The sequence below is a fragment of the Pseudomonas sp. GW823-FHT06B06 genome, from assembly GCF_058795195.1.
This window is the reverse complement of record NZ_JBXAHO010000001.1, coordinates 131,425-156,045: the sequence shown is the minus strand read 5'-3', so window position 1 is coordinate 156,045 and position 24,621 is coordinate 131,425. Positions and strand designations below refer to the sequence as shown.

27 protein-coding genes are annotated in these 24,621 nt (G+C 59.4%); 16 read left to right on the top strand and 11 right to left on the bottom strand.

What is annotated here, in order from left to right:
* The 3 genes from AC1Q8Q_RS00770 (at position 1) to AC1Q8Q_RS00760 (ending at position 3,701) form a co-directional block, all read left to right on the top strand.
* Positions 1-1,161: an ABC transporter ATP-binding protein gene (locus tag AC1Q8Q_RS00770; protein WP_492614740.1), complete on the top strand. Its 1,161-nt coding sequence runs from the start codon at positions 1-3 to the stop codon at positions 1,159-1,161.
* A gap of 225 nt (positions 1,162-1,386) precedes the next feature.
* The gene (locus AC1Q8Q_RS00765) at positions 1,387-2,733 is read left to right on the top strand and encodes a carbohydrate porin (protein WP_020797035.1); all 1,347 of its coding nucleotides are present in this window, start codon (positions 1,387-1,389) and stop codon (positions 2,731-2,733) included.
* A gap of 113 nt (positions 2,734-2,846) precedes the next feature.
* On the top strand, positions 2,847-3,701 hold the full coding sequence (locus tag AC1Q8Q_RS00760; protein ID WP_492614739.1) for a D-hexose-6-phosphate mutarotase: 855 nt from the start codon (positions 2,847-2,849) through the stop codon (positions 3,699-3,701).
* A 145-nt stretch (positions 3,702-3,846) separates the two neighbouring features.
* Here AC1Q8Q_RS00760 and AC1Q8Q_RS00755 read toward each other — a convergent pair whose 3' ends face one another.
* Entirely contained in the window at positions 3,847-4,707 is an 861-nt protein-coding gene (locus AC1Q8Q_RS00755; protein WP_173667176.1) for a MurR/RpiR family transcriptional regulator, read from the bottom strand.
* A gap of 228 nt (positions 4,708-4,935) precedes the next feature.
* On the opposite strand from AC1Q8Q_RS00755, the gene zwf reads away from it, so the two are divergent.
* The 3 genes from zwf to AC1Q8Q_RS00740 are packed head-to-tail and all read left to right on the top strand — an operon-like array spanning position 4,936 to position 7,788.
* Entirely contained in the window at positions 4,936-6,405 is a 1,470-nt protein-coding gene (gene zwf, locus AC1Q8Q_RS00750) for a glucose-6-phosphate dehydrogenase (protein ID WP_020797032.1), read from the top strand.
* Positions 6,392-7,105 carry a 6-phosphogluconolactonase gene (gene pgl, locus AC1Q8Q_RS00745; RefSeq protein WP_020797031.1) on the top strand — a complete coding sequence of 238 codons (714 nt, stop codon included), beginning with the start codon at positions 6,392-6,394 and terminating at the stop codon, positions 7,103-7,105. Before zwf ends, pgl begins: the two co-directional genes overlap by 14 nt.
* 17 nt (positions 7,106-7,122) lie before the next feature.
* Entirely contained in the window at positions 7,123-7,788 is a 666-nt protein-coding gene (locus tag AC1Q8Q_RS00740) for a bifunctional 4-hydroxy-2-oxoglutarate aldolase/2-dehydro-3-deoxy-phosphogluconate aldolase (RefSeq protein ID WP_020797030.1), read from the top strand.
* A gap of 196 nt (positions 7,789-7,984) precedes the next feature.
* Here the strand turns inward: AC1Q8Q_RS00740 and AC1Q8Q_RS00735 are convergent, their stop codons facing one another.
* Both AC1Q8Q_RS00735 and AC1Q8Q_RS00730 read right to left on the bottom strand, forming a co-directional pair.
* Positions 7,985-9,166 carry an aminotransferase class V-fold PLP-dependent enzyme gene (locus tag AC1Q8Q_RS00735; RefSeq protein ID WP_492614738.1) on the bottom strand — a complete coding sequence of 394 codons (1,182 nt, stop codon included), beginning with the start codon at positions 9,164-9,166 and terminating at the stop codon, positions 7,985-7,987.
* A 24-nt stretch (positions 9,167-9,190) separates the two neighbouring features.
* Positions 9,191-9,427 carry a DUF3820 family protein gene (locus AC1Q8Q_RS00730; protein ID WP_008056784.1) on the bottom strand — a complete coding sequence of 79 codons (237 nt, stop codon included), beginning with the start codon at positions 9,425-9,427 and terminating at the stop codon, positions 9,191-9,193.
* A 204-nt stretch (positions 9,428-9,631) separates the two neighbouring features.
* On the opposite strand from AC1Q8Q_RS00730, the gene AC1Q8Q_RS00725 reads away from it, so the two are divergent.
* The 4 genes from AC1Q8Q_RS00725 (at position 9,632) to AC1Q8Q_RS00710 (ending at position 13,315) form a co-directional block, all read left to right on the top strand.
* On the top strand, positions 9,632-10,099 hold the full coding sequence (locus AC1Q8Q_RS00725; RefSeq protein ID WP_020797028.1) for a ferritin-like domain-containing protein: 468 nt from the start codon (positions 9,632-9,634) through the stop codon (positions 10,097-10,099).
* 160 nt (positions 10,100-10,259) lie between these two features.
* On the top strand, positions 10,260-12,248 hold the full coding sequence (locus AC1Q8Q_RS00720; protein WP_168757345.1) for an FUSC family protein: 1,989 nt from the start codon (positions 10,260-10,262) through the stop codon (positions 12,246-12,248).
* The gene (locus AC1Q8Q_RS00715) at positions 12,235-12,441 is read left to right on the top strand and encodes a DUF1656 domain-containing protein (protein ID WP_020797026.1); all 207 of its coding nucleotides are present in this window, start codon (positions 12,235-12,237) and stop codon (positions 12,439-12,441) included. Before AC1Q8Q_RS00720 ends, AC1Q8Q_RS00715 begins: the two co-directional genes overlap by 14 nt.
* Positions 12,442-12,451: 10 nt before the next feature.
* A complete protein-coding gene (locus AC1Q8Q_RS00710; protein WP_168757346.1) occupies positions 12,452-13,315 on the top strand; it encodes an efflux RND transporter periplasmic adaptor subunit in 864 nt (287 codons plus the stop codon).
* 119 nt (positions 13,316-13,434) lie between these two features.
* Here the strand turns inward: AC1Q8Q_RS00710 and AC1Q8Q_RS00705 are convergent, their stop codons facing one another.
* The gene (locus tag AC1Q8Q_RS00705; RefSeq protein ID WP_008056792.1) at positions 13,435-13,905 is read right to left on the bottom strand and encodes a MaoC family dehydratase; all 471 of its coding nucleotides are present in this window, start codon (positions 13,903-13,905) and stop codon (positions 13,435-13,437) included.
* A 41-nt stretch (positions 13,906-13,946) separates the two neighbouring features.
* A complete protein-coding gene (locus tag AC1Q8Q_RS00700; RefSeq protein WP_020797024.1) occupies positions 13,947-14,891 on the bottom strand; it encodes an alpha/beta hydrolase in 945 nt (314 codons plus the stop codon).
* A 227-nt stretch (positions 14,892-15,118) separates the two neighbouring features.
* On the opposite strand from AC1Q8Q_RS00700, the gene fadD2 reads away from it, so the two are divergent.
* Together fadD2 and fadD1 are read left to right on the top strand one after the other, a co-directional pair.
* Positions 15,119-16,807 carry a long-chain-fatty-acid--CoA ligase FadD2 gene (gene fadD2 / locus AC1Q8Q_RS00695; protein ID WP_492614737.1) on the top strand — a complete coding sequence of 563 codons (1,689 nt, stop codon included), beginning with the start codon at positions 15,119-15,121 and terminating at the stop codon, positions 16,805-16,807.
* A 355-nt stretch (positions 16,808-17,162) separates the two neighbouring features.
* Positions 17,163-18,863 carry a long-chain-fatty-acid--CoA ligase FadD1 gene (gene fadD1 / locus AC1Q8Q_RS00690; protein WP_020798092.1) on the top strand — a complete coding sequence of 567 codons (1,701 nt, stop codon included), beginning with the start codon at positions 17,163-17,165 and terminating at the stop codon, positions 18,861-18,863.
* Positions 18,864-18,953: 90 nt separating this feature from the next.
* Here fadD1 and AC1Q8Q_RS00685 read toward each other — a convergent pair whose 3' ends face one another.
* Positions 18,954-19,331, bottom strand: coding sequence for a hypothetical protein (locus tag AC1Q8Q_RS00685; RefSeq protein WP_008019269.1), 378 nt, complete (start codon positions 19,329-19,331; stop codon positions 18,954-18,956).
* Between the two features lie 197 nt (positions 19,332-19,528).
* Here AC1Q8Q_RS00685 and AC1Q8Q_RS00680 point away from each other — a divergent pair, with 197 nt between their 5' ends.
* The 3 genes from AC1Q8Q_RS00680 to def all read left to right on the top strand — a co-directional run bounded on the left by AC1Q8Q_RS00680 (position 19,529) and on the right by def (position 21,396).
* Positions 19,529-19,720, top strand: a complete 192-nt coding sequence (locus AC1Q8Q_RS00680; protein WP_020798093.1) for a CsbD family protein — start codon at positions 19,529-19,531, stop codon at positions 19,718-19,720.
* 174 nt (positions 19,721-19,894) lie between these two features.
* Complete coding sequence (locus tag AC1Q8Q_RS00675; protein ID WP_020798094.1) at positions 19,895-20,854, top strand: YihY/virulence factor BrkB family protein; 960 nt, start codon at positions 19,895-19,897, stop codon at positions 20,852-20,854.
* Between the two features lie 2 nt (positions 20,855-20,856).
* On the top strand, positions 20,857-21,396 hold the full coding sequence (def, locus tag AC1Q8Q_RS00670; protein ID WP_020798095.1) for a peptide deformylase: 540 nt from the start codon (positions 20,857-20,859) through the stop codon (positions 21,394-21,396).
* 3 nt (positions 21,397-21,399) lie between these two features.
* On the opposite strand, the gene AC1Q8Q_RS00665 is transcribed toward def, so the two are convergent.
* Complete coding sequence (locus tag AC1Q8Q_RS00665) at positions 21,400-21,810, bottom strand: GNAT family N-acetyltransferase (protein WP_020798096.1); 411 nt, start codon at positions 21,808-21,810, stop codon at positions 21,400-21,402.
* Positions 21,811-22,119: 309 nt separating this feature from the next.
* Between AC1Q8Q_RS00665 and AC1Q8Q_RS00660 the strand changes: the two genes are divergently transcribed.
* Entirely contained in the window at positions 22,120-22,677 is a 558-nt protein-coding gene (locus tag AC1Q8Q_RS00660; RefSeq protein ID WP_168757349.1) for a cysteine hydrolase family protein, read from the top strand.
* A gap of 106 nt (positions 22,678-22,783) precedes the next feature.
* On the opposite strand, the gene AC1Q8Q_RS00655 is transcribed toward AC1Q8Q_RS00660, so the two are convergent.
* The 4 genes from AC1Q8Q_RS00655 to AC1Q8Q_RS00640 form a co-directional block, all read right to left on the bottom strand.
* The gene (locus AC1Q8Q_RS00655) at positions 22,784-22,990 is read right to left on the bottom strand and encodes an SEC-C metal-binding domain-containing protein (RefSeq protein WP_008056806.1); all 207 of its coding nucleotides are present in this window, start codon (positions 22,988-22,990) and stop codon (positions 22,784-22,786) included.
* A complete protein-coding gene (locus AC1Q8Q_RS00650) occupies positions 22,987-23,481 on the bottom strand; it encodes an LEA/WHy family protein (protein ID WP_020798099.1) in 495 nt (164 codons plus the stop codon). The genes AC1Q8Q_RS00655 and AC1Q8Q_RS00650 overlap by 4 nt, the downstream gene beginning before the upstream one ends.
* A 125-nt stretch (positions 23,482-23,606) precedes the next feature.
* Positions 23,607-24,083 carry a YchJ family protein gene (locus tag AC1Q8Q_RS00645; RefSeq protein WP_008056808.1) on the bottom strand — a complete coding sequence of 159 codons (477 nt, stop codon included), beginning with the start codon at positions 24,081-24,083 and terminating at the stop codon, positions 23,607-23,609.
* Between the two features lie 4 nt (positions 24,084-24,087).
* Complete coding sequence (locus AC1Q8Q_RS00640; RefSeq protein ID WP_020798100.1) at positions 24,088-24,585, bottom strand: DUF6231 family protein; 498 nt, start codon at positions 24,583-24,585, stop codon at positions 24,088-24,090.
* Positions 24,586-24,621 lie beyond the last annotated feature (36 nt).

Genomic DNA, 24,621 nt, shown 5'->3' with positions numbered 1-24,621 from the left:
ATGGCAACTCTCGAATTACGCAACGTCAACAAGACCTACGGCGCCGGTTTGCCGGACACCCTGAAGAACATCGAACTGAAAATCGATGACGGGGAATTTTTGATCCTGGTCGGCCCGTCCGGCTGCGGGAAATCCACCTTGATGAACTGCATCGCCGGGCTGGAAACCATCAGCGGCGGCGCGATCCTGGTGGACGACGCCGACATCAGTGGCATGAGCCCGAAAGATCGTGACATCGCCATGGTGTTCCAGTCTTACGCGCTGTACCCGACCATGAGCGTGCGCGACAACATCGCCTTCGGCCTGAAGATTCGCAAAATGCCGACCGCCGACATCGACGAAGAAGTCGCCCGGGTTTCCAAGCTGTTGCAGATCGAGCACCTGCTCAGCCGCAAGCCCGGCCAACTCTCCGGTGGCCAGCAACAACGCGTGGCAATGGGGCGCGCCCTGGCGCGGCGGCCGAAGATTTATCTGTTCGACGAGCCGCTGTCCAACCTCGACGCCAAGCTGCGGGTCGAGATGCGCACCGAAATGAAACTGATGCACCAGCGCCTGAAAACCACCACGGTGTACGTGACCCACGACCAGATCGAAGCCATGACCCTGGGCGACAAAGTGGCGGTGATGAAGGACGGGATCATCCAGCAGTTCGGCACGCCGAAGGACATCTATAACAACCCGGCCAACCTGTTCGTGGCGAGCTTCATCGGCTCGCCGCCGATGAACTTTATTCCCCTGCGCCTGCAACGCAAGGACGGGCGTCTGCTGGCGTTGCTCGACAGCGGCCAGGCCCGATGCGAGTTACCGCTGGGCATGCAGGACGCCGGTCTCGAAGACCGCGAAGTCATCCTCGGCATGCGCCCGGAGCAGATCATCCTGGCTAATGGCGAAGCCAACGGTTTGCCGACCATTCGCGCTGAAGTCCAGGTCACCGAACCGACCGGTCCCGACACCCTGGTGTTCGTCAATCTCAACGACACCAAGGTCTGCTGTCGCCTGGCGCCTGACGTCGCACCGGCCGTGGGCGAGACCCTGACCCTGCAATTCGATCCGGCCAAAGTGCTGCTGTTCGATGCCAAGACCGGCGAGCGCCTGGGGACGGCTGGCTTGCCGAAAACCGAATCACACACGGCCAACGTCACCCAATTCAAAGGCCGCTGAAGATCAAAAAACTGTGGGTGATCGATGTGGGAGCGAGCCTGCTTGCGAAAGCAGTGTGTCAGACGACATCTGTGTTGAATGCCAGACCGAATTCGCGAGCAGGCTCGCTCCCACTAGGGGCATCGCTCACTTGGGGAATCCGCGGTGCGCGGCCTGTCGCGCACCGCACCCGATGTAAACCGCGTTAAACAAAAAAGTTAATAACAATAAGACGAGGAAGTAGGGATGAAGAAGAACAACAGCGCTCAGCTTATCTGCCAGTTATCGGCCGTTGCAGCCATGATGCTGGCCGGCAGCGTTCACGCGGCTGAAGCGTTCAGCGCCGATTCCGAATGGATGACCGGCGATTGGGGGGGCGAGCGGACCAGGCTGATCGAGCAGGGCATCGACATCAAGATGGACTACGTCGGTGAAGTGGGCGGCAACCTCCACGGCGGGTTCAACGATGACAAGACTGCACGCTACAGTGACCAGTTTGGCCTGGGCGCGGCGCTGGACCTGGAGAAACTGTTCGGCTGGGATAACACCCAGGCCAAGATCCAGCTCACCAACCGTAACGGTGAAAACATCTCCAATGACCGTATCGGCGACCCGCGTGCCGGCACCTTGAGTTCCTCGCAGGAAGTCTACGGTCGTGGGCATATGGTCCGGCTGACCCAACTGTGGATCAAGCACCAGTTCCTCGACAATAAACTCGACATCAAGGCCGGTTACTTCGGTGAGGGTGAAGACTTCAACTCCTTCCCGTGCGAATTCCAGAACCTGGCGTTCTGCGGCTCCCAGGTGGGTAACTGGGCCACCAACATCTGGTACAACTGGCCGGTCAGCCAGGCCGCTATCCGCCTGAAGTGGAACATCTCGCCTGAGTTCTATGCGCAGATCGGCGCCTACAACCAGAACCCGTCGCAACTGGAACACGGCAATGGCTTCAAGCTCAGCGGCAGTGGGACCGAGGGCACCGTCCTGCCGGTCGAGCTGGTGTGGTTGCCTAACCCTGGCAACCTGCCGGGCGAATACCGTGTCGGTTACTACAAGAGCACGGCCAGCGCCGATGACGTTCTTGAAGACGACAACGGCAATAACGCGGCAACCAGCGGCAACGCCTATCGCAGCCACAGCAGCAAGCACGGCTACTGGTTCGTTGCACAACAGCAACTCACCAGCCATAACGGTGACTCGACCCGCGGTCTGAACATTGCCGCCAACGCCACTTTCCACGACAAGGACACCAACATCGTCGACAACTACCAGTCGCTGATGTTTGTGTACAAGGGGCCGTTCGATGCGCGTCCCAAAGATGACCTGGGCATCGGTTTCGCCCGTATCCATGTCAACGATGACGTGAAGAAGAACGCTGAACTGGTCAACGCCTCCAATGGCGTCAGCGACTACAACGATCCACTGTTCTCGCCGCTGCGTGACACCGAATACAACTACGAGCTCAACTACGGCTTCCACGTGACCAACTGGCTGACCGTGCGTCCGAACCTGCAATACATCACTCACCCAGGTGGCGTCGATGAAGTTGATAACGCTTTGGTCGCCGGCCTGAAAATTCAGTCGGTGTTCTAACGCGACTGCGATAAGCTCTTCTCCATGTGCGCATTTTGCGGACGGCTATGGCTGTCCGCTTTTTTTTGCGGGTCGCGCACCCCGGTAACAGATGATTTTCAGGACCGTGGCACATGCTTGAGCATCCGCTACAACGCTTCTTCAAATCCCTGCGTGAACGGCCGGTGTTCGCATGGGAGCGCTATCAGAAGCGCGACGTGTTGGTGATCGATCATCCGCTGTGTCAGGCGGTGTTCAGTCGTCAGGGTGCGCAGTTGCTGCACTTTCAGCCCAAGGGCCAGAAGCCCTGGCTGTGGTGCGCGGCGAAGTGGCCGCAGGTCGGGGCCATTCGCGGTGGCGTGCCGGTGTGCTGGCCATGGTATGGCCGACATCCAAGCGAAAACGCCTGGCCATCCCATGGTTGGGCGCGGTTGCTTGACTGGAAACTGATCGACAGCAGTAGCGATGACGATGGCGTGCGCCTGCATTGGCAGCTTGAGCTGTGCGACTGGCAGGTGGACCTGCACGCGCACCTCGGTGAGCGCATGGATTTACGTCTGAGCACTGAGCATCAGGACGACATGCCGTGCCAATTGAGTCAGGCTTTGCACGCTTACTGGCGTATTGGCGATGTCAGTGAGATAGCGCTGTCTGGGCTGGAAGGTGTGCAGGGTTATGACCAGTTGAACCGCCAGGTTTGCCAGCAGGAAGGCGAGTTGCGCGTCGATGGAGGTTGTCAGCGGGTGTTCCAGCATAACGGTGAACTGCAGCTCAACGACCATGCCTGGCAGCGGGCGTTATGTATCGATACGGGCGCCAGTGCCGACACGGTGGTCTGGCATCCGGGCTCGCGGCCGTTGCTGGGGGTGAGTTGGAATGAGATATCTGAATTCGTTTGCGTAGAGGCGGCGAGCGGCGGCACCGACAGCCTGTGCCTGAAGCCTGGGGATCGGGCGTATTTGAGTTTGCAGGCGCGGGTTGGGGCATGATTTTGCGGTGTTGCGGCTGGCCCCTTCGCGAGCAGGCTCGCTCCCACAGTAGATCTTCAGTGAACACAGTATTTGTGTTGAACAAAGGTCCACTGTGGGAGCGAGCCTGCTCGCGAAGAGGCCGGGCCAGGCAATGAAGCTGTCGTCAGCTGAACTCGTCACCCACCGGATACCGGCTGGCATTCAAGCTCTCCTTGATCTTGCGCAAATGCGGCTGGAAATCCACCCCGCGGCGCAAGGTCATGCCGGTGGCGAGCACATCGAGCACCGTCAACTGAATGATCCGCGAAGTCATCGGCATGTAGATGTCGGTGTCTTCCGGCAGCGGGATATTCAGGCTCAAGGTACTGGCCTTGGCCAGGGGCGAGTTCTCGGCGGTCAGGCCAAGTACCGAAGCGCCGTTCTCCCGGGCGATGCGCGCCACTTCCACCAGTTCGCGGGTGCGGCCGGTATAGGAAATGATCACGAACAACTCGCCGGTGTGCGCAACCGAAGCAATCATGCGCTGCATCAGCACGTCGGCATGGGCGGTCACAGCCAGGTTGAAACGGAAGAACTTGTGCTGTGCATCCAGTGCCACAGGGGCTGAAGCGCCCAGGCCGAAGAAGTGAATCTGTCGGGCCTGGATCAACAGGTCGACGGCGCGGCTGATCAGGTTCGGGTCCAGTGCCTGGCAAGCACTGTCCAGGGACGCGATGGCGCTACCGAAGATCTTTTGCGTATAGGCTTCGGGGTTGTCGTCGGCCTCCACCGCACGGCTGACGTAGGCCGCGCCACTCGCCAGGCTCTGGGCCAGCTGCAACTTCAGCTCGGGGTAACCGCTGACGCCGAACGAACGGCAGAATCGGTTGACCGTCGGTTCACTGACCGAGGCGGCCTGGGCGAGGGCGGCGATGCTGAATCGGGTGGCCTGCTGTGGATTGAGCAGGATCACCTCGGCCACTTTGCGTTCGGCCTTGTTCAGCTCTTCAAGGCGATTCTGGATCTGCTCCAGTAAATTTCGCACGCGGTCCATATGAGTTTCCTTGATTCACCTGCGCCAATAAGCGCGCGGCTAATGCAAAAAGGGCCTTTGGTGAGGCCCGTAACGGTGGCCTATCCTACTGATGGCTCCGACCGACCACCACTCGGAATCTGTATTTTGCGAAAATGTTGTGGTTATTACTACATTTTCCCTTGAGTGATGCCTTGAAAAAAGGTATTTGTAGCTTAACTTGATAAAAGAACAAACATCATGCCTTCGATTACGGTTGAACCGTGCACCTTTGCCTTGTTCGGCGCTTTGGGCGATCTGGCCTTGCGCAAGCTGTTTCCTGCCCTTTATCAACTCGATGGCGCAGGCCTCCTGCACGAGGACACGCGCATTATCGCGCTGGCCCGCGAGCCGGGTAGCGCGCAGGAGCACCTGGCGTTCATTACCTCCGAGCTGCGCCGCTACGTCGGTGCCAAGGAGCTGGACGAAGCCGTGGTCGAGCGTTTCCTTGCGCGCCTGAGCTACCTGCACGTCGACTTCCTCAAGCCTGAAGATTACATCGCCCTGGCTGAAGTGGCCGGCAGTGCGCAACGGGTCATCGCCTATTTCGCCACGCCAGCGGCGGTCTACGGCGCGATCTGCGAGAACCTGGCCAAGGTTGGCCTGGCTGAAAATACCCGCGTGGTACTGGAAAAGCCCATCGGTTCGGACCTGGAATCCTCGCGCAAGGTCAATGACGCCGTGGCGCAGTTCTTCCCGGAGAACCGCACTTATCGCATCGACCACTACCTGGGCAAGGAAACCGTACAGAACCTGATCGCCCTGCGTTTCGCCAACAGCCTGTTCGAGACCCAGTGGAACCAGAACTACATCTCCCACGTGGAAATCACCGTGGCCGAGAAGGTCGGCATCGAAGGCCGCTGGGGCTACTTCGACAAGGCCGGCCAGCTGCGCGACATGATCCAGAACCACCTGCTGCAACTGCTCTGCCTGATCGCCATGGACCCGCCGGCCGACCTGTCCGCCGACAGCATCCGTGACGAGAAAGTCAAAGTGCTCAAGGCGCTGGCGCCAATCAGCCCGGAAGGCCTGACCACCCAGGTAGTGCGTGGCCAGTACATCGCCGGGTACAGCGAAGGCAAACCGGTGCCTGGCTACCTGGAAGAACCCAATTCCAACACCCAGAGCGACACCGAGACCTTCGTCGCCCTGCGTGCCGATATTCGCAACTGGCGCTGGGCCGGCGTGCCGTTTTACCTGCGCACTGGCAAGCGCATGCCGCAGAAGCTGTCGCAGATCGTCATCCACTTCAAGGAACCGTCGCACTACATTTTCGCTCCCGAGCAGCGCCTGCAGATCAGCAACAAGCTGATTATCCGCCTGCAACCGGACGAAGGCATTTCCTTGCGTGTGATGACCAAGGAACAAGGCCTGGACAAGGGCATGCAGCTGCGTAGCGGTCCGTTGCAGCTGAATTTTTCCGACACCTGGCGCAGCGCACGGATCCCCGATGCCTACGAGCGGTTGTTGCTGGAAGTAATGCGTGGCAATCAGAACCTGTTTGTCCGTAAAGATGAAATCGAAGCCGCGTGGAAGTGGTGTGACCAGTTGATCGCCGGGTGGAAAAAATCCGGTGATGCGCCCAAGCCGTACGCGGCCGGGTCCTGGGGACCGATGAGTTCCATTGCTCTGATCACGCGGGACGGGAGGTCGTGGTATGGCGATATCTGATTTGAAACTGCCCAAGGGCGTCCACGCACATGCGTTCAAGAGCCCGGTGCTATTGGCTGAAAGCCTGGCGCTGAACGTGGCCAAGCAACTGAGCGATGCCATAGAGGCCCAAGGCACGGCGACCCTGGTGGTCTCCGGTGGCCGCAGCCCGGTGGCGTTCTTCCAGCACCTGGCCAAGCAGGCGCTGGACTGGTCGAACGTGGTGGTCAGCCTTGCCGACGAGCGTTGGGTGCCGGTCGAGCATGCCGACAGCAATGCCGGCCTGCTGAAAAAATACCTGTTGCAGGGGCCCGCAGCCAAGGCGCAGTTCCTGAGCCTGTACAGCGCCAGCGCCAACCTGGAGCAGGCCGCCGAGCAGGCCGATCGTTTGCTGTCCGAACTGCCGGTGATCGACGTGCTGGTGCTGGGCATGGGCGATGACGGCCACACTGCCTCGCTGTTCCCCAACAGCCCGAACCTGGACGAAGCCTTGAAGGCGGATGGCATTCGTCGATGCTGGCCGATGCTCGCACCGACCGTACCGCATCAACGCCTGACCATGAGCCGTGCGCTGTTGGCCTCGGCCAAACACAAGATTCTGTCGATTTCCGGTCAGTCCAAGTTGACCACCCTGAGTTTCGCGCTGGCCGGTGACGATGTCGCCGAAATGCCGGTGCGCGCCTTTCTGCAACCCACGTTAGAGATTTACTGGTGCCCATGAGCCAAGGAACAGCCGCTATGACAAACCCATCCCCGACCGTTTCCATGGCGGATAAAGTTGCCCTGATCGACAGCCTCTGCGCCAAGGCGCGGATCCTGCCGGTGATTACCATTGCCCGCGAGCAGGACATCCTGCCGTTGGCCGACGCCCTCGCAGCCGGTGGCCTGACCGCCCTGGAAGTGACCTTGCGTTCGCAGTTCGGCCTCAAGGCCATCCAGGTCCTGCGTGAGCAGCGTCCGGAACTGGTAACCGGTGCCGGCACCGTACTCGATCGTCACATGCTGGCTGCGGCGGAAGCAGCCGGTTCGCAATTCATTGTCACGCCAGGCATCACCCGTGACTTGCTGGAAGCCAGCGTTGCCAGCCCGATTCCGCTGTTGCCGGGCATCAGCAACGCCTCGGGCATCATGGAGGGCTACGGCCTGGGCTATCGCCGCTTCAAACTGTTCCCGGCAGAAGTCAGTGGTGGCGTCGCCGCCATCAAGGCGCTGGGCGGTCCGTTCGGCGAAGTGAAATTCTGCCCGACCGGCGGCGTGGGGCCTGCCAATATCAAGAGCTACATGGCACTGAAAAACGTCATGTGCGTGGGCGGCAGCTGGATGCTCGATCCGGAGTGGATCAAGAACGGCGACTGGGCCCGCATTCAGGAATGCACCGCCGAGGCCTTGGCGCTGCTGGACTGATCAGCTTTACCTGACACGTAGTTGTGTGTTTTACGGCTTTACGGTGCGCTTGGTCGGTGCACCGTTTTTTTTTGCCTGTGTGTAGGAGCGAGCATGCTCGCGATGGTCGTCAACGATAACGCGGGGAGCCTGACACCCCATGGCGTTCTCGAGTCCATCGCGAGCATGCTCGCTCCTACAACACAGGAAGCAGGCGTCAGCGCAGTTCGGTGAGTGCCGTGGTCAACAGCATCATGTCAGCCGCGGTGGTGGTCAGTCCCGGCGTGATGCGGATACACGGACCACAGGCCGCACCGCTGCGAACCACGGTGAACAGGTTGTAGTCGCGCAGCAAGCGTTCGACCATCGGCTGTTGGTCGGCATGCGCGACAAAGCGCATCGACGTAATGCCGCAATACAGCCTCGGGTCATCCGGCGTCATGACTTCAATGCCCGACAGTTCGCGTGCTGGCTTTACCCAAAGGTTGCGCAAATAGTTCAGCCGCGTCCCCTTGGCTGTCGAACCGCCCATCGCATGATGTTCCTCGATGACCAGCGGCAGGGTCAGCAAGGCAGGAATGTTCGGTGTGCTGTAGGGCGTGCGGGCGCGGATGTCGGTCACCGGGAAGTGCATCTCGCCCATGTCGGGGTCGATGTCGGCCAGGCGCTCGGGGGCGATGAAGATGAAACCCAGGGTCAGAGGCGCTCCGATCCACTTGTGCAGGTTGTAGGCGGCGAAGTCGATACCCAGCTCATTGAGATCGAATTCGAACTGGCCCAACGCGTGGGCGCCGTCGAGAATCACGTCGATGCCATGTTCCCTGGCGGCGGCTGCAATCGCCTGGACGGGCATCACCAGGCCGGTGCGGTGGGTGACGTGGGTCAGGGCCATCAGCTTGAGTCGCGGGTAACGCGTGAAGGCTTCGCGATAGGTGTTCAGCAGGCTGTCGAAACTGGCGGGATGCGGGTGCTCGATCTCGATCACTTCGACGCCTCGATTGCGCGCCAGCCAGCGCATGGCGCCCTTGACCGTGTCGTACTCGAGGTCGCTGAAAAGAACCTGGTCGCCCGGCTGCAAGCGGTTGTAGTTGCGGATCAACGCTTGCAGCCCTTCCGTCGCATTGCGGGTGAGGGCGACGCTTTCTGCGGCAACGCCAATCAAACCGGCCACCTGCGAACTGATCTTCTGGCTCTCGCCTTGTTCGAAACGCTGGCGCACATAAACCGAGTTGCTGCGGTTGATCAGCTCGATGTTGCGTTGGTATTCCTCGACCACCGTGCGCGACATTCGCCCGAAGTAACCGTTTTCCAGATTGATCGGGCCAGGTTGGACTTCGTAGCGGTCGGCAAAGGTTCGCCAGAAAGCTTCATCACGGGCACGGAGGGTGTTGTCGGGCATGGATTACTCGATGAGTGGGCGATTTCAATGACGGGGCGCGGGTTTGCCATGTTTGGCGCGCAAGGGTTCGAGCAACTCGGACAAGCCGTTGTGATCGATTTCCTGCATCAGGGCCAGCAAGCCACCCAGTTCGCCATGGGGGAAACCTTCCCGGGCGAACCAGTTGAGGTAGGGGCCGGGCAGGTCGGCGATGATTCGCCCCTTGTATTTGCCAAAGGGCATTTGGCGAGTAATCAGCAATTCGAGCTTTTCAGGGTTCATCAATCGGTCGCCTTGAATCAATCAGTCTCGAAAATACAGGCATTCTGCATGCAGGCCAAATGACAGATCATGCAAATAAAACGGGTACAGATTTTCTGTTCTATTCTAACTTATTGAAAATTAACAAATTAACGATCGGTTCCAGGCTGGCATGACCAGTGCAATACCTATTGCATCTTTCATCAACCCGCAAGGAATTGAAAAATGACCGACATGAATAAAGAAGCGATTTCTGTACTCAACGACCTGATTGAAACCAGCAAGGACGGTCAGGAAGGGTTCAAGACTTGCGCTGAAGACATCAAGCACCCTGAGCTCAAAACCCTGTTCGTGCAACGTTCGGCCGACTGTGCCGCGGCGGCTGCAGAACTGCAAAGCGCCGTGCGCTCCATGGGTGGCGATCCGGAAACTTCCACCAGTGTCAGCGGTGATCTGCACCGTCGCTGGGTCGACGTGAAGTCGATGTTCACCGGCAAGGACGAAGAGGCCGTGCTCAATGAAGCCGAGCGTGGTGAAGACCATGCACTGAAGGCCTACAGGGACGCCATGGAAAAAATCAACAAGCACAACCTGGTGGGCATTCGCGACCTCGTAGAGCGTCAGTACCATGGCGTACAACGCAATCACGATCAGGTGAAAGCCCTGCGCAACCAGGCTCGCGCACGCTCGTAAGCGTCCGTTAGCTGTCAAAAACGCCAGCCAGTCTGGCGTTTTTTTGTGTTATGGATTTACTGCTGGACGCGATATAGATAGCTAGCTAATAATTTGTTTTCAAGTTACACGGCTCAGGCCGACTATCGTTCGTTAAATCGTGCTCCCAAGAGTCCATTCCGTGCCTATCACTTTGCAGGCCTTGTTCCTGCCCGACCGCCGCGCCGTGCAATTCGCGATCAAGACCTTGATCGGCGGGGGCGTGGCGTTGTGGCTGGCGTTGCGCTTGGGGCTTGAGCAACCGGCCTGGGCGTTGATGACGGCCTTCATCGTGGCCCAGCCGTTGTCCGGTATGGTGCTGCAAAAGGGCCTGGCGCGGCTGCTGGGGACCCTGGTCGGGACAATAATGTCAGTCGTGTTCATGGGTGTCTTCGCCCAGACGCCCTGGTTGTTCCTGCTGGCCCTGGCGTTGTGGCTAGGGCTGTGTACCGCCAGTTCAACGCTGTTGCGCAGCGCCTGGTCCTATTCATTTGTGTTGGCCGGCTACACGGTGGCGATCATTGCCTTGCCCGCTATCAACCATCCGCTGACGGTGTTCGATCAGGCGGTGGCGCGCTGTACGGAAATCTGCCTGGGGATTATCTGCGCAACGGCCAGCAGTGCCTTGCTCTGGCCGCTGCGGGTCGAACGGCAATTAGCCGATCAGGCCCGGGCTGCCTGGCAAAGCGGTTTCAATGCGGCGCAGGCGACCCTGGCCGGTGATGCCCAGGCGCGCAAGGGGCTGCTGGAAATCCTCGGACGAATCGTCGCGGTGGACGCCCAGCGCGAACATGCCTGGTTCGAAGGCAGCCGTGGTCGGCAACGTGCGCGGGCCATCAGCGGCTTGAGCCAGAAGCTGTTGATGCTGCTGCGTATTGCCCGTTCGGTGCGCAGGCAGTGGAAGCAGTTGGCGCCGCCAGAGTCCGAGCTGTTGTTGCCCTGGATGAACGAGGTTCAGGAGGCGCTGAACAACGCCGATACCGCGACCCTGCAAGCATTGCGCCCGCGCTTGCTCGATGCTTCCCATGATCCGGGCATCAGTTCTGCGCAGAGTTACTGCCTGGTCCGTTTCACCTTGTTGATAGATACCGCCATGGCGGCAAACGCAGCGTTGAAAGTGGTGGAGCAGGGCGGCCAATCACTCGACCCACCGAGAACCCTGACACCACATCGCGATCTGTCTCTGGCCCTGGTCTTCGGCGCCCGCAGCGCACTGGCCTTCCTGGTGGTGTCGTGCTTTTGGCTGGCGACCGCCTGGCCCGCCGCAGCCGGTGCACTGGTATTGACCTGTGTGGTCTGCAGCCTGTTTGCCAGTCGCGAGAACGGTGCGCAGATCGGCATGAGTTTCATGCGCGGCATTTTTCTGGCTATTCCGGCGGCGTTTATCGTCGGGCAAATTCTACTGCCGCAATGGAGCAGTTTCGCGATGCTTTGCCTGGGCATGGGTGTACCGCTGTTTTTTGGTGCCTTGGGCATGGCCAAGGCGCAGATCGGCGCTACTGCCACCTCGTTTTGCCTGCATTTCATCGTATTGGTCGCCCCGTTGAACCAGATGCAGTTCGACGTCGCAACGTTCTTCAACAGCGTGCAGGCCATGGTGATTGGTGTCGGTGCGGCGGTGCTGGCGTTTCACTTGCTGATCCTGCGCAACCCGGCCTGGCATGGCCGACGCCTGCTGGCGGCAACCCTGGACGATCTGGTACGCCTGACACGGCGTAACCTGGCGGGCGCTGAAAGCTGGTTCGGTGGGCGCATGGCCGACCGCTTGCTGCAATTGGCGCGGCACTATCCGGAACTGCCGGAGCCAGCGCGCAGTCGTTGGGACGATGGCTTGCTCGGCCTGGACATCGGCGATGAATTGTTGCACCTGCGCTTGAGCCTGGCGGTGGCGCAGGTGCCGGTCACAGAGCCGCAACGGCGTTATCTCGATGACCTGGAAAATGTCCTGCGCCAAGGTCCCGCTGGCAGTCGCGCCGAGGCATTGGCCGAACCGAGTGCAGCGTTGCTGCAAACCTTGTACGCCTTGCCACCCGGCGATGCGGTGAAACTGGCCCAGGGTGCGGTGCTGCAATTGCAAAACAGCTGGCGCGCCTGGTGCCGCCAGCAGGAGGACATTGATGGGCTTGCGTGAGTGGTCAGTGGGCGGCGTGCTGCTCAGCCCGTTCCTGATTTATGTGGTGTTGGCGCTGCTGGTGACCGGCGCCTTGCGCCTGCTGTTGCGCCTGACGCCGGTGAGCCGCTGGATATGGCATGAAGCGTTATTTGATTGCGCCTTGTACGTCTGCGTATTGACCGTGATCACCGTCGTCCTCGGACCCTTGTAAGGAGTTGAATATGCGTACTTCCGTACGTGTCGCGGTCACCCTGTGCCTGGTGGCGGTGGCAATTTTTGCCGGCTTTCATTTGTGGCAGTACTACATGCTGACACCCTGGACCCGCGACGCGCGCATCCGTGCCGACGTGGTGGTGATTTCCCCGGATGTGTCAGGTTGGGTGCGCGAGCTCAAGGCCTACGACAACCAGCAGGTCAAGGCCGGCGACCTGTTGCTGAGCATTGACCGCGACCGTTTCGAAGCCGCGTTGGAAAAGGCTGAAGCCGTGGTGCAGACCCGCCAGCAACAACTCAATCTACGCGAGCGCGAAGCCAGCCGGCGCGCCAGTCTTGGGCCGCAGGCGATCAGTGCGGAGCTGCGGGAAAACGCGCAGATCAACGCCGGCATCGCCCGTGGCGAACTGCGCGAAGCCCAGGCCGAAGCCAAGGCTGCGCAAATCAATCTGGACCGAAGCCAGGTCCACGCCCCGCGCAACGGGCACATCACCAATCTGCGCCTGGCCCAAGGCAACTATGTGAATGCCGGGCAATCGGTGATGGCCCTTATCGATGACTCGACCTTTTATGTGCAGGCGTATTTCGAAGAAACCAAACTGCCGCGCATCCATGTCGGCGACCCGGTGAAAGTCTGGTTGATGAGCGCCGGGGATGCCTTGCAGGGGCGGGTGGAAAGCATCAGTCGGGGGATTGCCGACCGAAATACCACGCCGGATGGCCAGTTGTTGGCAGAGGTGGAGCCGACATTCAACTGGGTTCGGCTGGCGCAACGGATACCGGTGCGCATCAAGTTGGAGAACGTGCCTGAGGGGCTCAACTTGAGTGCGGGGATGACGGCGAGCGTGCAGGTGCAGGAGGGTTCACACTGATCGTTCCCCACGCTCCGCGGGGGAATGCAGCCCGGGACGCTCTGCGTCCCAAAAAGCCGAACGCGGAGCGTCCGTTGAGGCATTCCCACGCGGAGCGTGGGAACGATCATAACGACACGTCAGCCAATGCTGATCGGCGGCAACTCGGTCAAGGTCACCGACTGTTGCTTGCGCGGTGCGAGGATCTGCGCCTCGCCGTCCACCACCAGCTCATCGCGCTGGTTGAACACGCGAGTGGCAATGCGCACGCGAAACTTCGGCAGTTTCTCGAGGATTTCCAGGCGCACCGTCAGGGTGTCGCCAATCTTCACCGGCTTCTGAAAGCTCATCTGCTGGCCGATGTAGATAGTGCCCGGCCCAGGCAGCTCGCAGGCCACCGCGGCACTGATCAGTGCACCGCTGAACATGCCGTGGGCGATTCGCTCCTTGAACATGGTACTGGCGGCGTATTCGGCGTCCAGGTGCACCGGGTTGTGGTCGCCGGACATCGCGGCGAACAGCTGGATATCGCGCTCTTCAACGGTTTTGCTGAAGCTGGCGGTCTGGCCGACTTCGAGGTCTTCGTAAGGGGTGTTGGTAACCTGGGTCATGTCTCTCGATTCCTGTGACGAATTAAAAAATTCACAAAAAACTATTCGGTTCGGTGTGGTCGTGGACTGCTCAACGCCTGGTTGATCCAGGCCAACACGTCGCTCGTCACTTCATCACGGTTGATGTCATTGAACAGTTCGTGCCGCGCCTGCGGGTAAACGGTCAGTTGCAAGTTCTGGCTGCCAGCCTTGCGCAGCGCGTTGGCCAGATCCTTCAGACGCTTGCCCTCACTCACCGGATCACATTCGCCGCCAATCACCAGCAGCGGCAGGCCCGGATCGATCTGGGCGAGATTGGACGCTTTGCTGATTTGCTGCAACCCGCCGAGCAAGTCGATCCAAAGCTGGTTGGTACAACGAAAGCCGCACAGCGGATCGTTGGCGTACAGGTCGACTTCCACCGGGTCACGGCTGAGCCAGTCGAAGCGGGTGCGCGCCGGTTTGAATTTTTTGTTGAACGAGCCAAACGACAGCCATTCGATCAGGGCGCTGCGGCCCTTGGGGCCCTGGCGCAGGCGTTCGACACGGGCGATTTGCCGGGCTGCACGATAAAGCGCCACCGGCTGGAAGTTCGAACCGCTGAGAATGGCCCCGTGCAGGCTGGCACTGTGATGCAACAGATAGGCCTGGGCGATGTAGCTGCCCATGCTGTGCCCAAGCAGCACGATAGGCACCCCGGGGTGTTGCTGGCCGATGTGCTGGTTGAGGCACGCCAGGTCACCCACCACTTTGGCCCAGCCGTCACTGTCGGCGAAATGGCCGAGCGTCCCGTTTTCGGCAGTTTTGCCATGTCCGCGCAGGTCCGGCGCGTAGACACCGTAACCCTGCTCGCAGAATTTTTCCGCCAGGCGCGCGTAGCGGCCGCTGTGTTCTGCCATGCCGTGAGCCAGCAAAATCACGGCCTTGAGCTCGCCAGCAGGTAGCCACTGGTTGGCGAAGAGGCGGTTGCGGTCACTGGTGGTCAGCCAGAACGTGTCGTGGATCATGGCGATTCCTTTCCATGCAGGGTGCGCGAGGTGGTTGCATTGTATAGCGCATAAAGCCGCTGGCATCAGCCCACGCCACGGCGGGAAGATTCACACGATCAATGACGCCTTGGCCCATATTTGCCTGATTCACCATAGCTGCTAGTGTCCGTGAAGCTCCGCGTTCTGTTGTTGCGAAAAGACAGGGCAGCGGCCCCGGATAGGTTCAGGTAAAGAGGACAAGAACAATGCAACCTGATTTCTGGAATGACAAACGCCCGGCCGGCGTCCCCCTGGACATTGATGTCGCTGAATACAAGTCGGTCATCGAGGTGTTCGAACGTTCCTGCAAGAAGTTCGCGGATCGCCCGGCATTCAGCAACATGGGTGTCACCCTGACCTACGCCGAACTGGAACGCTACAGCGCAGCGTTCGCCGGTTACCTGCAAGCCCACACCGACCTGATGCCGGGGGATCGCATCGCGGTGCAGATGCCCAACGTCCTGCAATACCCGATCGCCGTATTCGGCGCCTTGCGCGCCGGGCTGATCGTGGTCAACACCAACCCGCTGTACACCGCGCGGGAGATGCGCCATCAGTTCAAGGACTCCGGTGCCCGGGCACTGGTGTACCTGAACATGTTCGGGGCCAAGGTCCAGGAAGTGCTCCCGGACACCGACATCCAGTACCTGATCGAAGCGAAGGTGGGCGACCTGATGCCCACCGCCAAGGGCTGGTTGGTCAATACGCTGGTGAGCAAGGTGAAAAAAATGGTCCCGGCCTATTCCTTGCCCCAGGCCATTTCCTTCAAAAGCGCCTTGCATCAGGGCAAAGGGAAGAGCATCAAGCCGCTGAACGCCGGCCTCAAGGATATTGCCGTGCTGCAATACACCGGCGGTACCACCGGCCTGGCCAAGGGGGCGATGCTGACCCACGGTAACCTGGTGGCGAACATGCAGCAGGCGCGGGCCTGCCTTAGCCAGTTCGCGGCCGACGGCCAGGCGCTGCTGCGCGAAGGCCAGGAGGTGATGATTGCACCGCTGCCGCTGTACCACATCTATGCCTTCACGGCCAATTGCATGTGCATGATGGTGACCGGCAACCACAACGTGCTGATCACCAATCCGCGGGACATTGGCGGCTTCATCAAGGAGCTGAAAAACTGGCGGTTCTCGGCATTGCTGGGGCTCAACACGCTGTTCGTCGCGCTGATGGACCACCCGGATTTCAAGACCCTCGACTTCTCCAGCCTGAAACTCACCAACTCCGGCGGCACCGCACTGGTCAAGGCCACGGCCGAGCGCTGGGAGCAGTTGACCGGTTGCCGCATCACCGAAGGTTACGGCCTGACCGAAACCTCGCCGGTGGCCTGCACCAACCCGTACGGCGACCAGTCGCGCATCGGCACGGTCGGCCTGCCCGTGCCGGGCACCACGTTGAAGGTGATCAACGACGAAGGGGTCGAGCAGCCATTGGGCGAGCGGGGCGAGTTGTGCATCAAGGGCCCGCAGATCATGAAGGGCTACTGGCAGAAACCCGAAGCGACCAACGAAGTGCTGGATGCCGAGGGCTGGTTCAAGTCGGGTGACATTGCGGTGATCGACCCGGACGGCTTTGTGCGCATCGTCGATCGCAAGAAGGACATGATCATCGTCTCGGGTTTCAACGTGTACCCGAACGAAATCGAAGACGTGGTCATGGCTCACCCGAAAGTCGCCAACTGCGCGGTGATCGGTGTGCCGGACGAGCGTTCGGGCGAGGCGGTGAAGTTGTTCGTGGTGGCTCGTGAGGCAGGGGTCAGCCTTGAAGAGCTGAAGGCCTACTGCAAGGAAAACTTCACGGCATACAAAGTGCCCAAGCACATCGTCTTGCGTGAATCGCTGCCGATGACGCCGGTCGGCAAGATTCTGCGGCGGGAGTTGCGGGATATCGCATAACCGCCAATAAATTGAGGCGATCCCAAAAGATCGCAGCCTTCGGCAGCTCCTACAATGGAACGCGATCCCTGTAGGAGCTGCCGAAGGCTGCGATCTTTTGCTTTGATACCCCGATTTACGGGGCTTTCAGCGACATATAGGTTTTTTGCTCTAAAATGACCGATTAGCAATCTTGAGTCATGATTGTGACCGTAGAGGCCGATTTTGGCTCTAGTCGACCCTTTTTAAAGCTGCTACTCTCGGCGCGCTTTGTGACTTCTCGGCCTAGTAAAAGCCAGACTCACCTATAGACAAACACCAATAATAATCGCATCAAATGCGGTGTTGAATTCGCGTTGCTGAGGAGTGGGCTTCCATGATCGAAGACTTTTGGAAGGATAAGTACCCAGCTGGAATTGCTGCCAACATCAATCCAGACGAGTACCCGAATATTCAGGCAGTGTTGAAGCAGTCCTGCCAACGCTTCGCCAACAAACCGGCATTCAGCAACCTGGGCAGGACAATCACCTACGGTGAGCTGTACGAATTGTCCGGTGCCTTTGCCGCTTACCTGCAACAGCATACCGATTTACAGCCGGGCGATCGAATCGCCGTGCAACTGCCTAACGTGTTGCAGTACCCGGTTGCCGTCTTCGGCGCCATCCGAGCCGGCTTGATCGTGGTCAACACCAACCCGCTGTACACCGCGCGGGAGATGGAGCACCAGTTCAACGACTCCGGTGCCAAAGCCCTGGTTTGCCTGGCCAACATGGCGCACCTGGCTGAAACCGTCGTGCCGAAAACCGGGGTCAAGCATGTAATCGTCACAGAAGTTGCGGACCTGCTGCCACCGCTCAAGCGCCTGCTGATCAACAGCGTGATCAAGTATGTGAAGAAGATGGTGCCGGCCTATCACTTGCCCAAAGCCGTCAAGTTCAACGATGTGCTGAGCAAGGGCCATGGCCAGCCCGTGACCGAAGCCAGCCCGGCCAGCAGCGATGTCGCGGTGCTGCAATACACCGGCGGCACCACTGGCGTCGCCAAGGGCGCGATGCTGACCCACCGCAACCTGGTGGCGAACATGCTGCAGTGCAAGGCGTTGATGGGCTCCAACCTTAATGAAGGCTGCGAGATCCTGATCACGCCGCTGCCGCTGTACCACATCTATGCCTTCACCTTTCATTGCATGGCGATGATGCTGATCGGCAACCACAACATCCTGATCAGCAACCCGCGCGACCTGCCGGCGATGGTCAAGGAACTGTCGAAGTGGAAGTTCAGCGGTTTCGTCGGCCTCAACACCTTGTTCGTGGCCCTGTGCAACAACGAAGGCTTCCGCAAGCTGGATTTTTCGGCGCTGAAAGTCACTCTGTCCGGCGGCATGGCCCTGCAACTGGCGGCGGCCGAGCGCTGGAAAGCAGTCACCGGTTGCGCCATCTGCGAAGGTTACGGCATGACCGAAACCAGCCCTGTGGCCACGGTCAACCCGATCCAGAACATCCAGATCGGCACCATCGGCATTCCGGTGCCGTCGACCCTGTGCAAAATCGTCAATGATGCCGGTGTCGAACAGCCATTGGGCGAAATCGGTGAGTTGTGCGTGAAAGGCCCGCAAGTCATGAAGGGCTACTGGCAGCGCCAGGAAGCCACTGATGAAATCCTCGACAGCGAAGGCTGGTTGAAAACCGGCGACATCGCGCTGATCCAGGCGGATGGCTACATGCGCATTGTCGATCGCAAGAAAGACATGATCCTGGTGTCCGGCTTCAACGTGTACCCGAACGAGCTCGAAGACGTGCTGGCGACCCTGCCGGGCGTGCTGCAATGCGCGGCCATTGGTGTACCGGACGAGAAATCGGGCGAGGCGATCAAGATATTCATCGTCGCCAAGCCGGGCGTGACCCTGACCAAGGAGCAGGTGATGGAGCACATGCGCGCCAACGTCACCGGCTACAAGGTTCCGAAAGCCGTGGAGTTCCGCGATGCGCTGCCGACCACCAACGTCGGCAAGATCCTGCGTCGTGAACTGCGTGATGAAGAGTTGAAGAAGATCAACGCGAAGAAAACCGCCGCGTAATCAAACAAAAAGCCCCGCAGATGCGGGGCTTTTTGTTTGTGTTCTGATCGTTCCCACGCAGAGCGTGGGAACGATCAAGCAAGAGGGGCGTTATTGGCGGAACGGCGCGAAATTAACGTTGGTGCCCGCCGGGCGCATGTCCTGCAGGAACGAGTCCTTGTCGGCGCTCAGTTCCAGGCTCAGGGCCGCCTTGCGCTTGCCTTCGTTGCGTACCACCAGGCCTTCGAGTTTTTCGCGCAGGAACACCGTCGGCACTTTCAGGTGCAGCAGTTCGTCGGTGTCTGGCGTGTGCATCAGCAGGTGAATCCACTCGTACTGGCCAACAGCCAGGCGCGACACCGGAATGTCGAACCACCAGATGTTGCGGTTGCGGTTCAGTTCGGTGAAGTGGCAATTGTTGACGCCAAGCACAGCACCGCCGAGTTCCTGATTTCTGCGGGCAATGGCCTGCTTTTTATCGAGTTTCATAACATTCCTACAAAATTGGATCTTCAGCGCCAGGGCCTGAATACGTTGCGCATTCTCGGGGGTTGGCCGGTAAACATAAAGCCCAACCTGCTCGGATCGATGAAATGTCGCGATAAAAATAAATGAAACTCCGTGCAAACGCCTCCGGTCAACCTTCTGTAACCACTTTATTCATCAATATGTTCGGGAGAAATACCATGAGCAGCACAGGCGATAAAGTTAAAGGCATGGCCAATGAAGCCGCTGGTAACGTCAAGCAAGGCGTTGGCAAGGCTACCGGCAACGACAAGATGCGCGCCGAAGGCGTTGTGCAGGAAAAGAAAGGCGAAGCTCAGCAAGCCGTGGGCAAAGCCAAGGACGCTGTCAAAAAAGGCGTCGACAAGGCCTGATTCGGCCTGATTGGCAAACGCGACGGCCATCCACGGATGGCCGTTTTTGTGTCAGCCTGAACTTGAGCACGGAAATCGTTTCAAAGTCGCCAAGTAAACTGCTTTGATGTAGAAAACAGCCCCTGAGTCGCCACGACTTCAACCCTATCTTGATTGCGGCGAATGGAGACGCTAATGATTTTTCCAGACATGAGAGGCCTGCCTATCCACCGTGTGATGATGCGCACGGTCACCGAGTTCGTCGATGACGAGATGTCGACCTATGCCTCGGCGCTGGCCTATCAGATGCTGTTTTCGTTGTTTCCTTTCATCCTGTTCCTGATTGCCCTGATCGGCTTCCTGCATCTGCCAGACTTTTTTTCCTGGTTGCGCCTGCAATCGGAGCTGGTGTTGCCACCCCAGGCGCTCGAGCAAGTGAACCCGGTGATCGACCAGCTCCAGCAATCCAAGGGGGGACTGCTGTCGGTGGGTATCGTGATTGCCCTGTGGACCGCGTCGGCCGGCGTGCGCTTGATGATGAGCGCGATGAATGCCGCCTACGATGTGGTTGAAGGCCGGCCGGCGTGGAAGCGCTTTCCGCTGTCGATCATCTACACCGTCGGCATCGCCGGTATGCTGCTTATCGCTGCCGCCCTGATGGTGCTAGGGCCGCAGGTGATGAGCTGGATCGCATCGCAAGTTGGTCTTGAGTACTTCATTGTCACGCTGTGGAGCATCGTGCGCTGGCCGATGATCGTGATTTTGTTGATGGTTGCCGTCGCTTTGATCTACTACGTCATGCCCGACGTCAAACAGGAGTTCCGCTTCATCACGCCAGGTTCGGTGCTGTCGGTGGTGGTTTGGATCATTGCGTCCCTGGGCTTTGGTTTGTACGTCAAGGAATTCGCCAACTACAACGCCATGTATGGCAGTATCGGTGCGATCATCGTGCTGTTGCTGTACTTCTACATTTCCGCCGCGGTGTTGCTGCTGGGAGCGGAAATGAACGCGGTAATCGAGCACATGTCGCGAGAGGGCAAAGACCCTGGCGAGAAGGTTCCCGGCGAGCATGGACCCGTCCATGAGGAAAAACACCACGTGTCGGGACTGGGCCGGGATCATTCAAAACCCAAACCGACCATTGACGAAACCTGACCATGATCCGTGAAATCCTGAAAATGGGCGATGAACGCCTGCTGCGCATCGCCCCGCAAGTGCCGGCCGAGATGTTCGACAGCCCCGAATTGTGGCAACTGATCGACGACATGTTCCAGACCATGGAAAGTGTCGGCGGGGTAGGCCTGGCCGCACCGCAGATCGGAGTCGACCTGCAGCTGGTGATCTTCGGGTTCGAGCACAGCGAACGTTACCCGGACGCCGAAGCGGTGCCGCAGACCATTCTGATCAATCCGCTGATCACGCCGCTGAGCCCGACGATGGAAGAAGGTTTCGAAGGGTGCCTGTCGGTGCCTGGCCTGCGCGGCGCGGTGGATCGATATCAACACATCCGCTACGAAGGGTTCGACCCCAAGGGCGAGCCGATCGTGCGTATCGCTTCAGGGTTTCACGCGCGGGTGGTGCAGCATGAGTGCGATCACCTGATCGGTCGGTTGTACCCGTCGCGCATCAGCGATTTCAGCAAGTTCGGGTTTACCGAGGTGATGTTCCCGGACCTTGATCCCAACGCAGACGACTGACTGTTACGGCTCCAGGCCCATGGCAATCATCGGCTTGCTGCGCGCGTAGCGACTCAGGCGCTCGACCATGGCGTAGGGCATTGGCGGATCGAAGGCAAAGCCACGACGTTGGTAAAAATCACGCAAGTCCGGATGACAGAACAGCCATACCGGGCTTTCAATGTTTTGGGTGGCGGCGGCGATCAATGCCGCGGCGACACCCTGTCCGCGACAGGCCGGGTCGACAAACAGCCCGGTCAACCAATGCCCGCCGGACACCGGCCGCAAACACAGCGCCGCGACGATCCCGTCGCGCCGCGCAACCCACAATTGTGCGTCGCGGACCGCCTTCATCGACGATTGGTGGGCGCGATAAAACTTGTTCATCAGCGGCCATGACGGCTCGTCGAGACGGGTGTACTGGGTGTCGGGCATGGTCTGGGACTGTCGGTGCGCAAAGCGGGTGATTATAAAAGAACACGCCGCCGAAGATAGGTGTATACCTGATCTCACATCCCCAGTCAGTGGAGTACGCATCATGTCCAAAGGTATGGATTCGAAGAAAGCAGCGAAGAAAAAACCGCTGAAAACCGCCATCGAAAAGCGCACCGAAAAGAAAGCCAAGAAGGTAGGCGTGTTCGGTCACTGAGCTGGCGTTGATGGCCGCTCCCATGCAACATGGGAGCGGTCCTTATGAAAAAATCTGCAAAAATTGCCCCTTTGAATCGTCTGAGAGAAGTCTGCATGGAGCTCAAGACCAACGCGACGCTGATCATCATCGACCAACAGAAAGGCATCCTGCATCCCAAACTCGGTCGGCGGAACAATCCCCAGGCCGAGGAGCGCATGCTGCAACTGCTCGGCCATTGGCGCCGTAGCGCTCGGCCGGTGATTCACGTGCAACATTTGTCCCGTTCAGAGGATTCAGTGTTCTGGCCTGGGCAGACCGGGGTGGAGTTTCAGACGCGGTTTCTGCCTGCTCCTGGCGAACGACACGTTCAAAAACAGGTACCGGACGCGTTTTGTTCGACGGGGCTGGAAGCCGTTTTGCGCGAGGCGGGGATCGAGCAACTGGTTATCGTTGGCGTGGCGACTCACAACTCGGTGGAGTCCACGGCGCGCACGGCAGGCAATCTGGGGTTTGAGACCTGGGTCGTGGAGGATGGCTGCTTTACCTTCGACAAGGCCGATTTTTTCGGCAATGCCCATTCAGCCGAAGAGGTTCATGCGATGTCGCTGGGGAACTTGCACGGCGAGTACGCCACCGTCACCAGCACCGCACATATCCTGAACAACGACTGATTCTACGTAGGAGCCAGGCTTGCCGGCGAACCAGGCAGCGCGGTGTGTCAGCCTGCCGCTTTCTGCAAAGCGTCGACCCGACAAGCTAGCCCTACAGATCAGCCGATCAAGCGCCGTGGCACTTCTTGAACTTCTTGCCGTTGCCGCATGGGCAAGGATCGTTGCGGCCGACGTCTTTCAAGGCGTTGCGCACCGGTTCCTGGTGTGCGTGGCCGCAGTTCGGGCCGTGAACATGGCCATGGTCGTGATCATGCTGGTGATGGTCATGATCGTGGTTGCAGTCTGGGCCATGAACATGGGGTTGCTGGGTCATCGAGGTTGCTCCGGAATTAGATCGGCGGGGATTATCACGCCATTACGCGCCAGGTGCACGTAGTGAGCGATGAATAAACCGGTTTCCATCTCACCTTCAAGACGATAGGGAATGGCCTGCTCGGAGTTTTTCAGTTGTTTGACCAGGTCCCTGACCTTAGGCCACAGGTTGGTGCGGATCGGCACCTTGTAAAAACGACTGCTCTTGGGGTTTACGGTGATCCAGTGCTCGTGCTCGCCCTCGGCCAGCAGGATGTCGCCCAAGTGGATGCGGTACTCCAGGCCGCGCACGGTCAGCTCGCTGTCATTGCGGTTGTCGATGCGAAAATGCAGGACGAACCGCTGCTCCAACAGCTTGGCCCGCACGACTTCGACCCTGACCAGATGCACCTCGGGGTCTGGCTCATCGTTACTGAACCAGGACGCGCAGCCGCCGAGCCCCAGGCAAAGAGCCAGTATGAGCAGAATGCGTGCGAGTTGCTGGGTGATCATGGTCGTTTTTCTCTCCCTAGAACCCCAGTCTAGCCGCTAAAAGATCGCAGCCTTCGGCAGCTCCTACAGGGTGTACGTCAATTCGACGTAGGAGCTGCCGCAGGCTGCGATCTTTTGACCTTGTATCAGCTACCGAAATACCCCGAACAGCACTTCTTGAACTTGTGCCCGCTCGCGCAAGGGCAGGCGTCGTTGCGCCCGATGTCCAGTTGCACGGTAGGGTCGATGAAGTACCAGCGTCCGGCATTCTGTACAAACGATGAGCGTTCACGATGGCTGTGCTCGCCGCTGCCGTCGTGCCAGCGTGCGGTGAACGTGACGAAGGCATGCTCCGGCTGGCCGCCGAGCACTTCGGAGCTTTCGACTTCAAGGCCCAGCCAGGTGCTCTGGGCACTCCAGTCAGTAATCGATTGGCGATCGAGCCCGCTTTGCTGGGCGGGCAGGGTGGTGGCCACCAGGTAATCGATCAGGCCCAGCACGTAGGCGCTGTAGCGCGAGCGCATCAGGGCTTCGGCGCAGGGTGCCGGATGTCCGGCATGGTAATGGCCGCAGCAGGCATCGAGCAGGGTGCCGCTGCCGCAAGGGCAAATGGATGTACTCATTGCGTTACCACCAGTATTTCCCAAAGTTTTCCGGATTGGCCCAGAACCGCGAGTTGAGCCAGTCGGGTACTTGTTTGTAGTCAAGCAGATCATAAGTGAACAGCGTCAGCACCTGCTCGTCACGCTGGAAGCGTTCGCTGGCTTGCAGTGCCAGGGAGAAAAAATCGGTTTCCTGCCAGCCGCTCGCGGGCAAGTCGGCCAGCACCGCGATGCGGCTGGCATTGAGGTTGCGAATGCCACCGAGCAGGTTCAGCCCATCTCGCTTGGGCAGGTGTTCGAGGCAGTCGACCACCAGCGCGAGGTCAAAGCGGCGCGCCGCCAGCTCGGCAGGCAGCGGTCCGGGCGCCGTATGCGCCACGCTGCTGTCCGGATGCGCAAGCTTGAAGGCCTCAAGCGCGGGGAATTCGCTGGCGCCAATCAACAACAGGCGCGCAGGGGCATAACGGTCCAGCAAAGCAGCCAGCGCCTGCTGCGGCGTGCGTGAAGAAATACCTGCATTCATTGAAGATCCTCAATCAGATTTGCCAAGACTAGCCTG

Coding starts and splice junctions, on each gene's coding strand:
- def (WP_020798095.1), top strand. CDS start 20,857: ATGATCCGTGAAATCCTGAAAATGGGCGATGAACGCCTGCTGCGCATC.
- AC1Q8Q_RS00660 (WP_168757349.1), top strand. CDS start 22,120: ATGGAGCTCAAGACCAACGCGACGCTGATCATCATCGACCAACAGAAA.
- fadD2 (WP_492614737.1), top strand. CDS start 15,119: ATGCAACCTGATTTCTGGAATGACAAACGCCCGGCCGGCGTCCCCCTG.
- fadD1 (WP_020798092.1), top strand. CDS start 17,163: ATGATCGAAGACTTTTGGAAGGATAAGTACCCAGCTGGAATTGCTGCC.
- AC1Q8Q_RS00655 (WP_008056806.1), bottom strand. CDS start 22,990: ATGACCCAGCAACCCCATGTTCATGGCCCAGACTGCAACCACGATCAT.
- AC1Q8Q_RS00770 (WP_492614740.1), top strand. CDS start 1: ATGGCAACTCTCGAATTACGCAACGTCAACAAGACCTACGGCGCCGGT.
- AC1Q8Q_RS00725 (WP_020797028.1), top strand. CDS start 9,632: ATGACCGACATGAATAAAGAAGCGATTTCTGTACTCAACGACCTGATT.
- AC1Q8Q_RS00740 (WP_020797030.1), top strand. CDS start 7,123: ATGACAAACCCATCCCCGACCGTTTCCATGGCGGATAAAGTTGCCCTG.
- AC1Q8Q_RS00760 (WP_492614739.1), top strand. CDS start 2,847: ATGCTTGAGCATCCGCTACAACGCTTCTTCAAATCCCTGCGTGAACGG.
- pgl (WP_020797031.1), top strand. CDS start 6,392: ATGGCGATATCTGATTTGAAACTGCCCAAGGGCGTCCACGCACATGCG.
- zwf (WP_020797032.1), top strand. CDS start 4,936: ATGCCTTCGATTACGGTTGAACCGTGCACCTTTGCCTTGTTCGGCGCT.
- AC1Q8Q_RS00650 (WP_020798099.1), bottom strand. CDS start 23,481: ATGATCACCCAGCAACTCGCACGCATTCTGCTCATACTGGCTCTTTGC.
- AC1Q8Q_RS00765 (WP_020797035.1), top strand. CDS start 1,387: ATGAAGAAGAACAACAGCGCTCAGCTTATCTGCCAGTTATCGGCCGTT.
- AC1Q8Q_RS00735 (WP_492614738.1), bottom strand. CDS start 9,166: ATGCCCGACAACACCCTCCGTGCCCGTGATGAAGCTTTCTGGCGAACC.
- AC1Q8Q_RS00680 (WP_020798093.1), top strand. CDS start 19,529: ATGAGCAGCACAGGCGATAAAGTTAAAGGCATGGCCAATGAAGCCGCT.
- AC1Q8Q_RS00640 (WP_020798100.1), bottom strand. CDS start 24,585: ATGAATGCAGGTATTTCTTCACGCACGCCGCAGCAGGCGCTGGCTGCT.
- AC1Q8Q_RS00715 (WP_020797026.1), top strand. CDS start 12,235: ATGGGCTTGCGTGAGTGGTCAGTGGGCGGCGTGCTGCTCAGCCCGTTC.
- AC1Q8Q_RS00685 (WP_008019269.1), bottom strand. CDS start 19,331: ATGAAACTCGATAAAAAGCAGGCCATTGCCCGCAGAAATCAGGAACTC.
- AC1Q8Q_RS00730 (WP_008056784.1), bottom strand. CDS start 9,427: ATGAACCCTGAAAAGCTCGAATTGCTGATTACTCGCCAAATGCCCTTT.
- AC1Q8Q_RS00700 (WP_020797024.1), bottom strand. CDS start 14,891: ATGATCCACGACACGTTCTGGCTGACCACCAGTGACCGCAACCGCCTC.
- AC1Q8Q_RS00675 (WP_020798094.1), top strand. CDS start 19,895: ATGATTTTTCCAGACATGAGAGGCCTGCCTATCCACCGTGTGATGATG.
- AC1Q8Q_RS00710 (WP_168757346.1), top strand. CDS start 12,452: ATGCGTACTTCCGTACGTGTCGCGGTCACCCTGTGCCTGGTGGCGGTG.
- AC1Q8Q_RS00705 (WP_008056792.1), bottom strand. CDS start 13,905: ATGACCCAGGTTACCAACACCCCTTACGAAGACCTCGAAGTCGGCCAG.
- AC1Q8Q_RS00645 (WP_008056808.1), bottom strand. CDS start 24,083: ATGAGTACATCCATTTGCCCTTGCGGCAGCGGCACCCTGCTCGATGCC.
- AC1Q8Q_RS00665 (WP_020798096.1), bottom strand. CDS start 21,810: ATGCCCGACACCCAGTACACCCGTCTCGACGAGCCGTCATGGCCGCTG.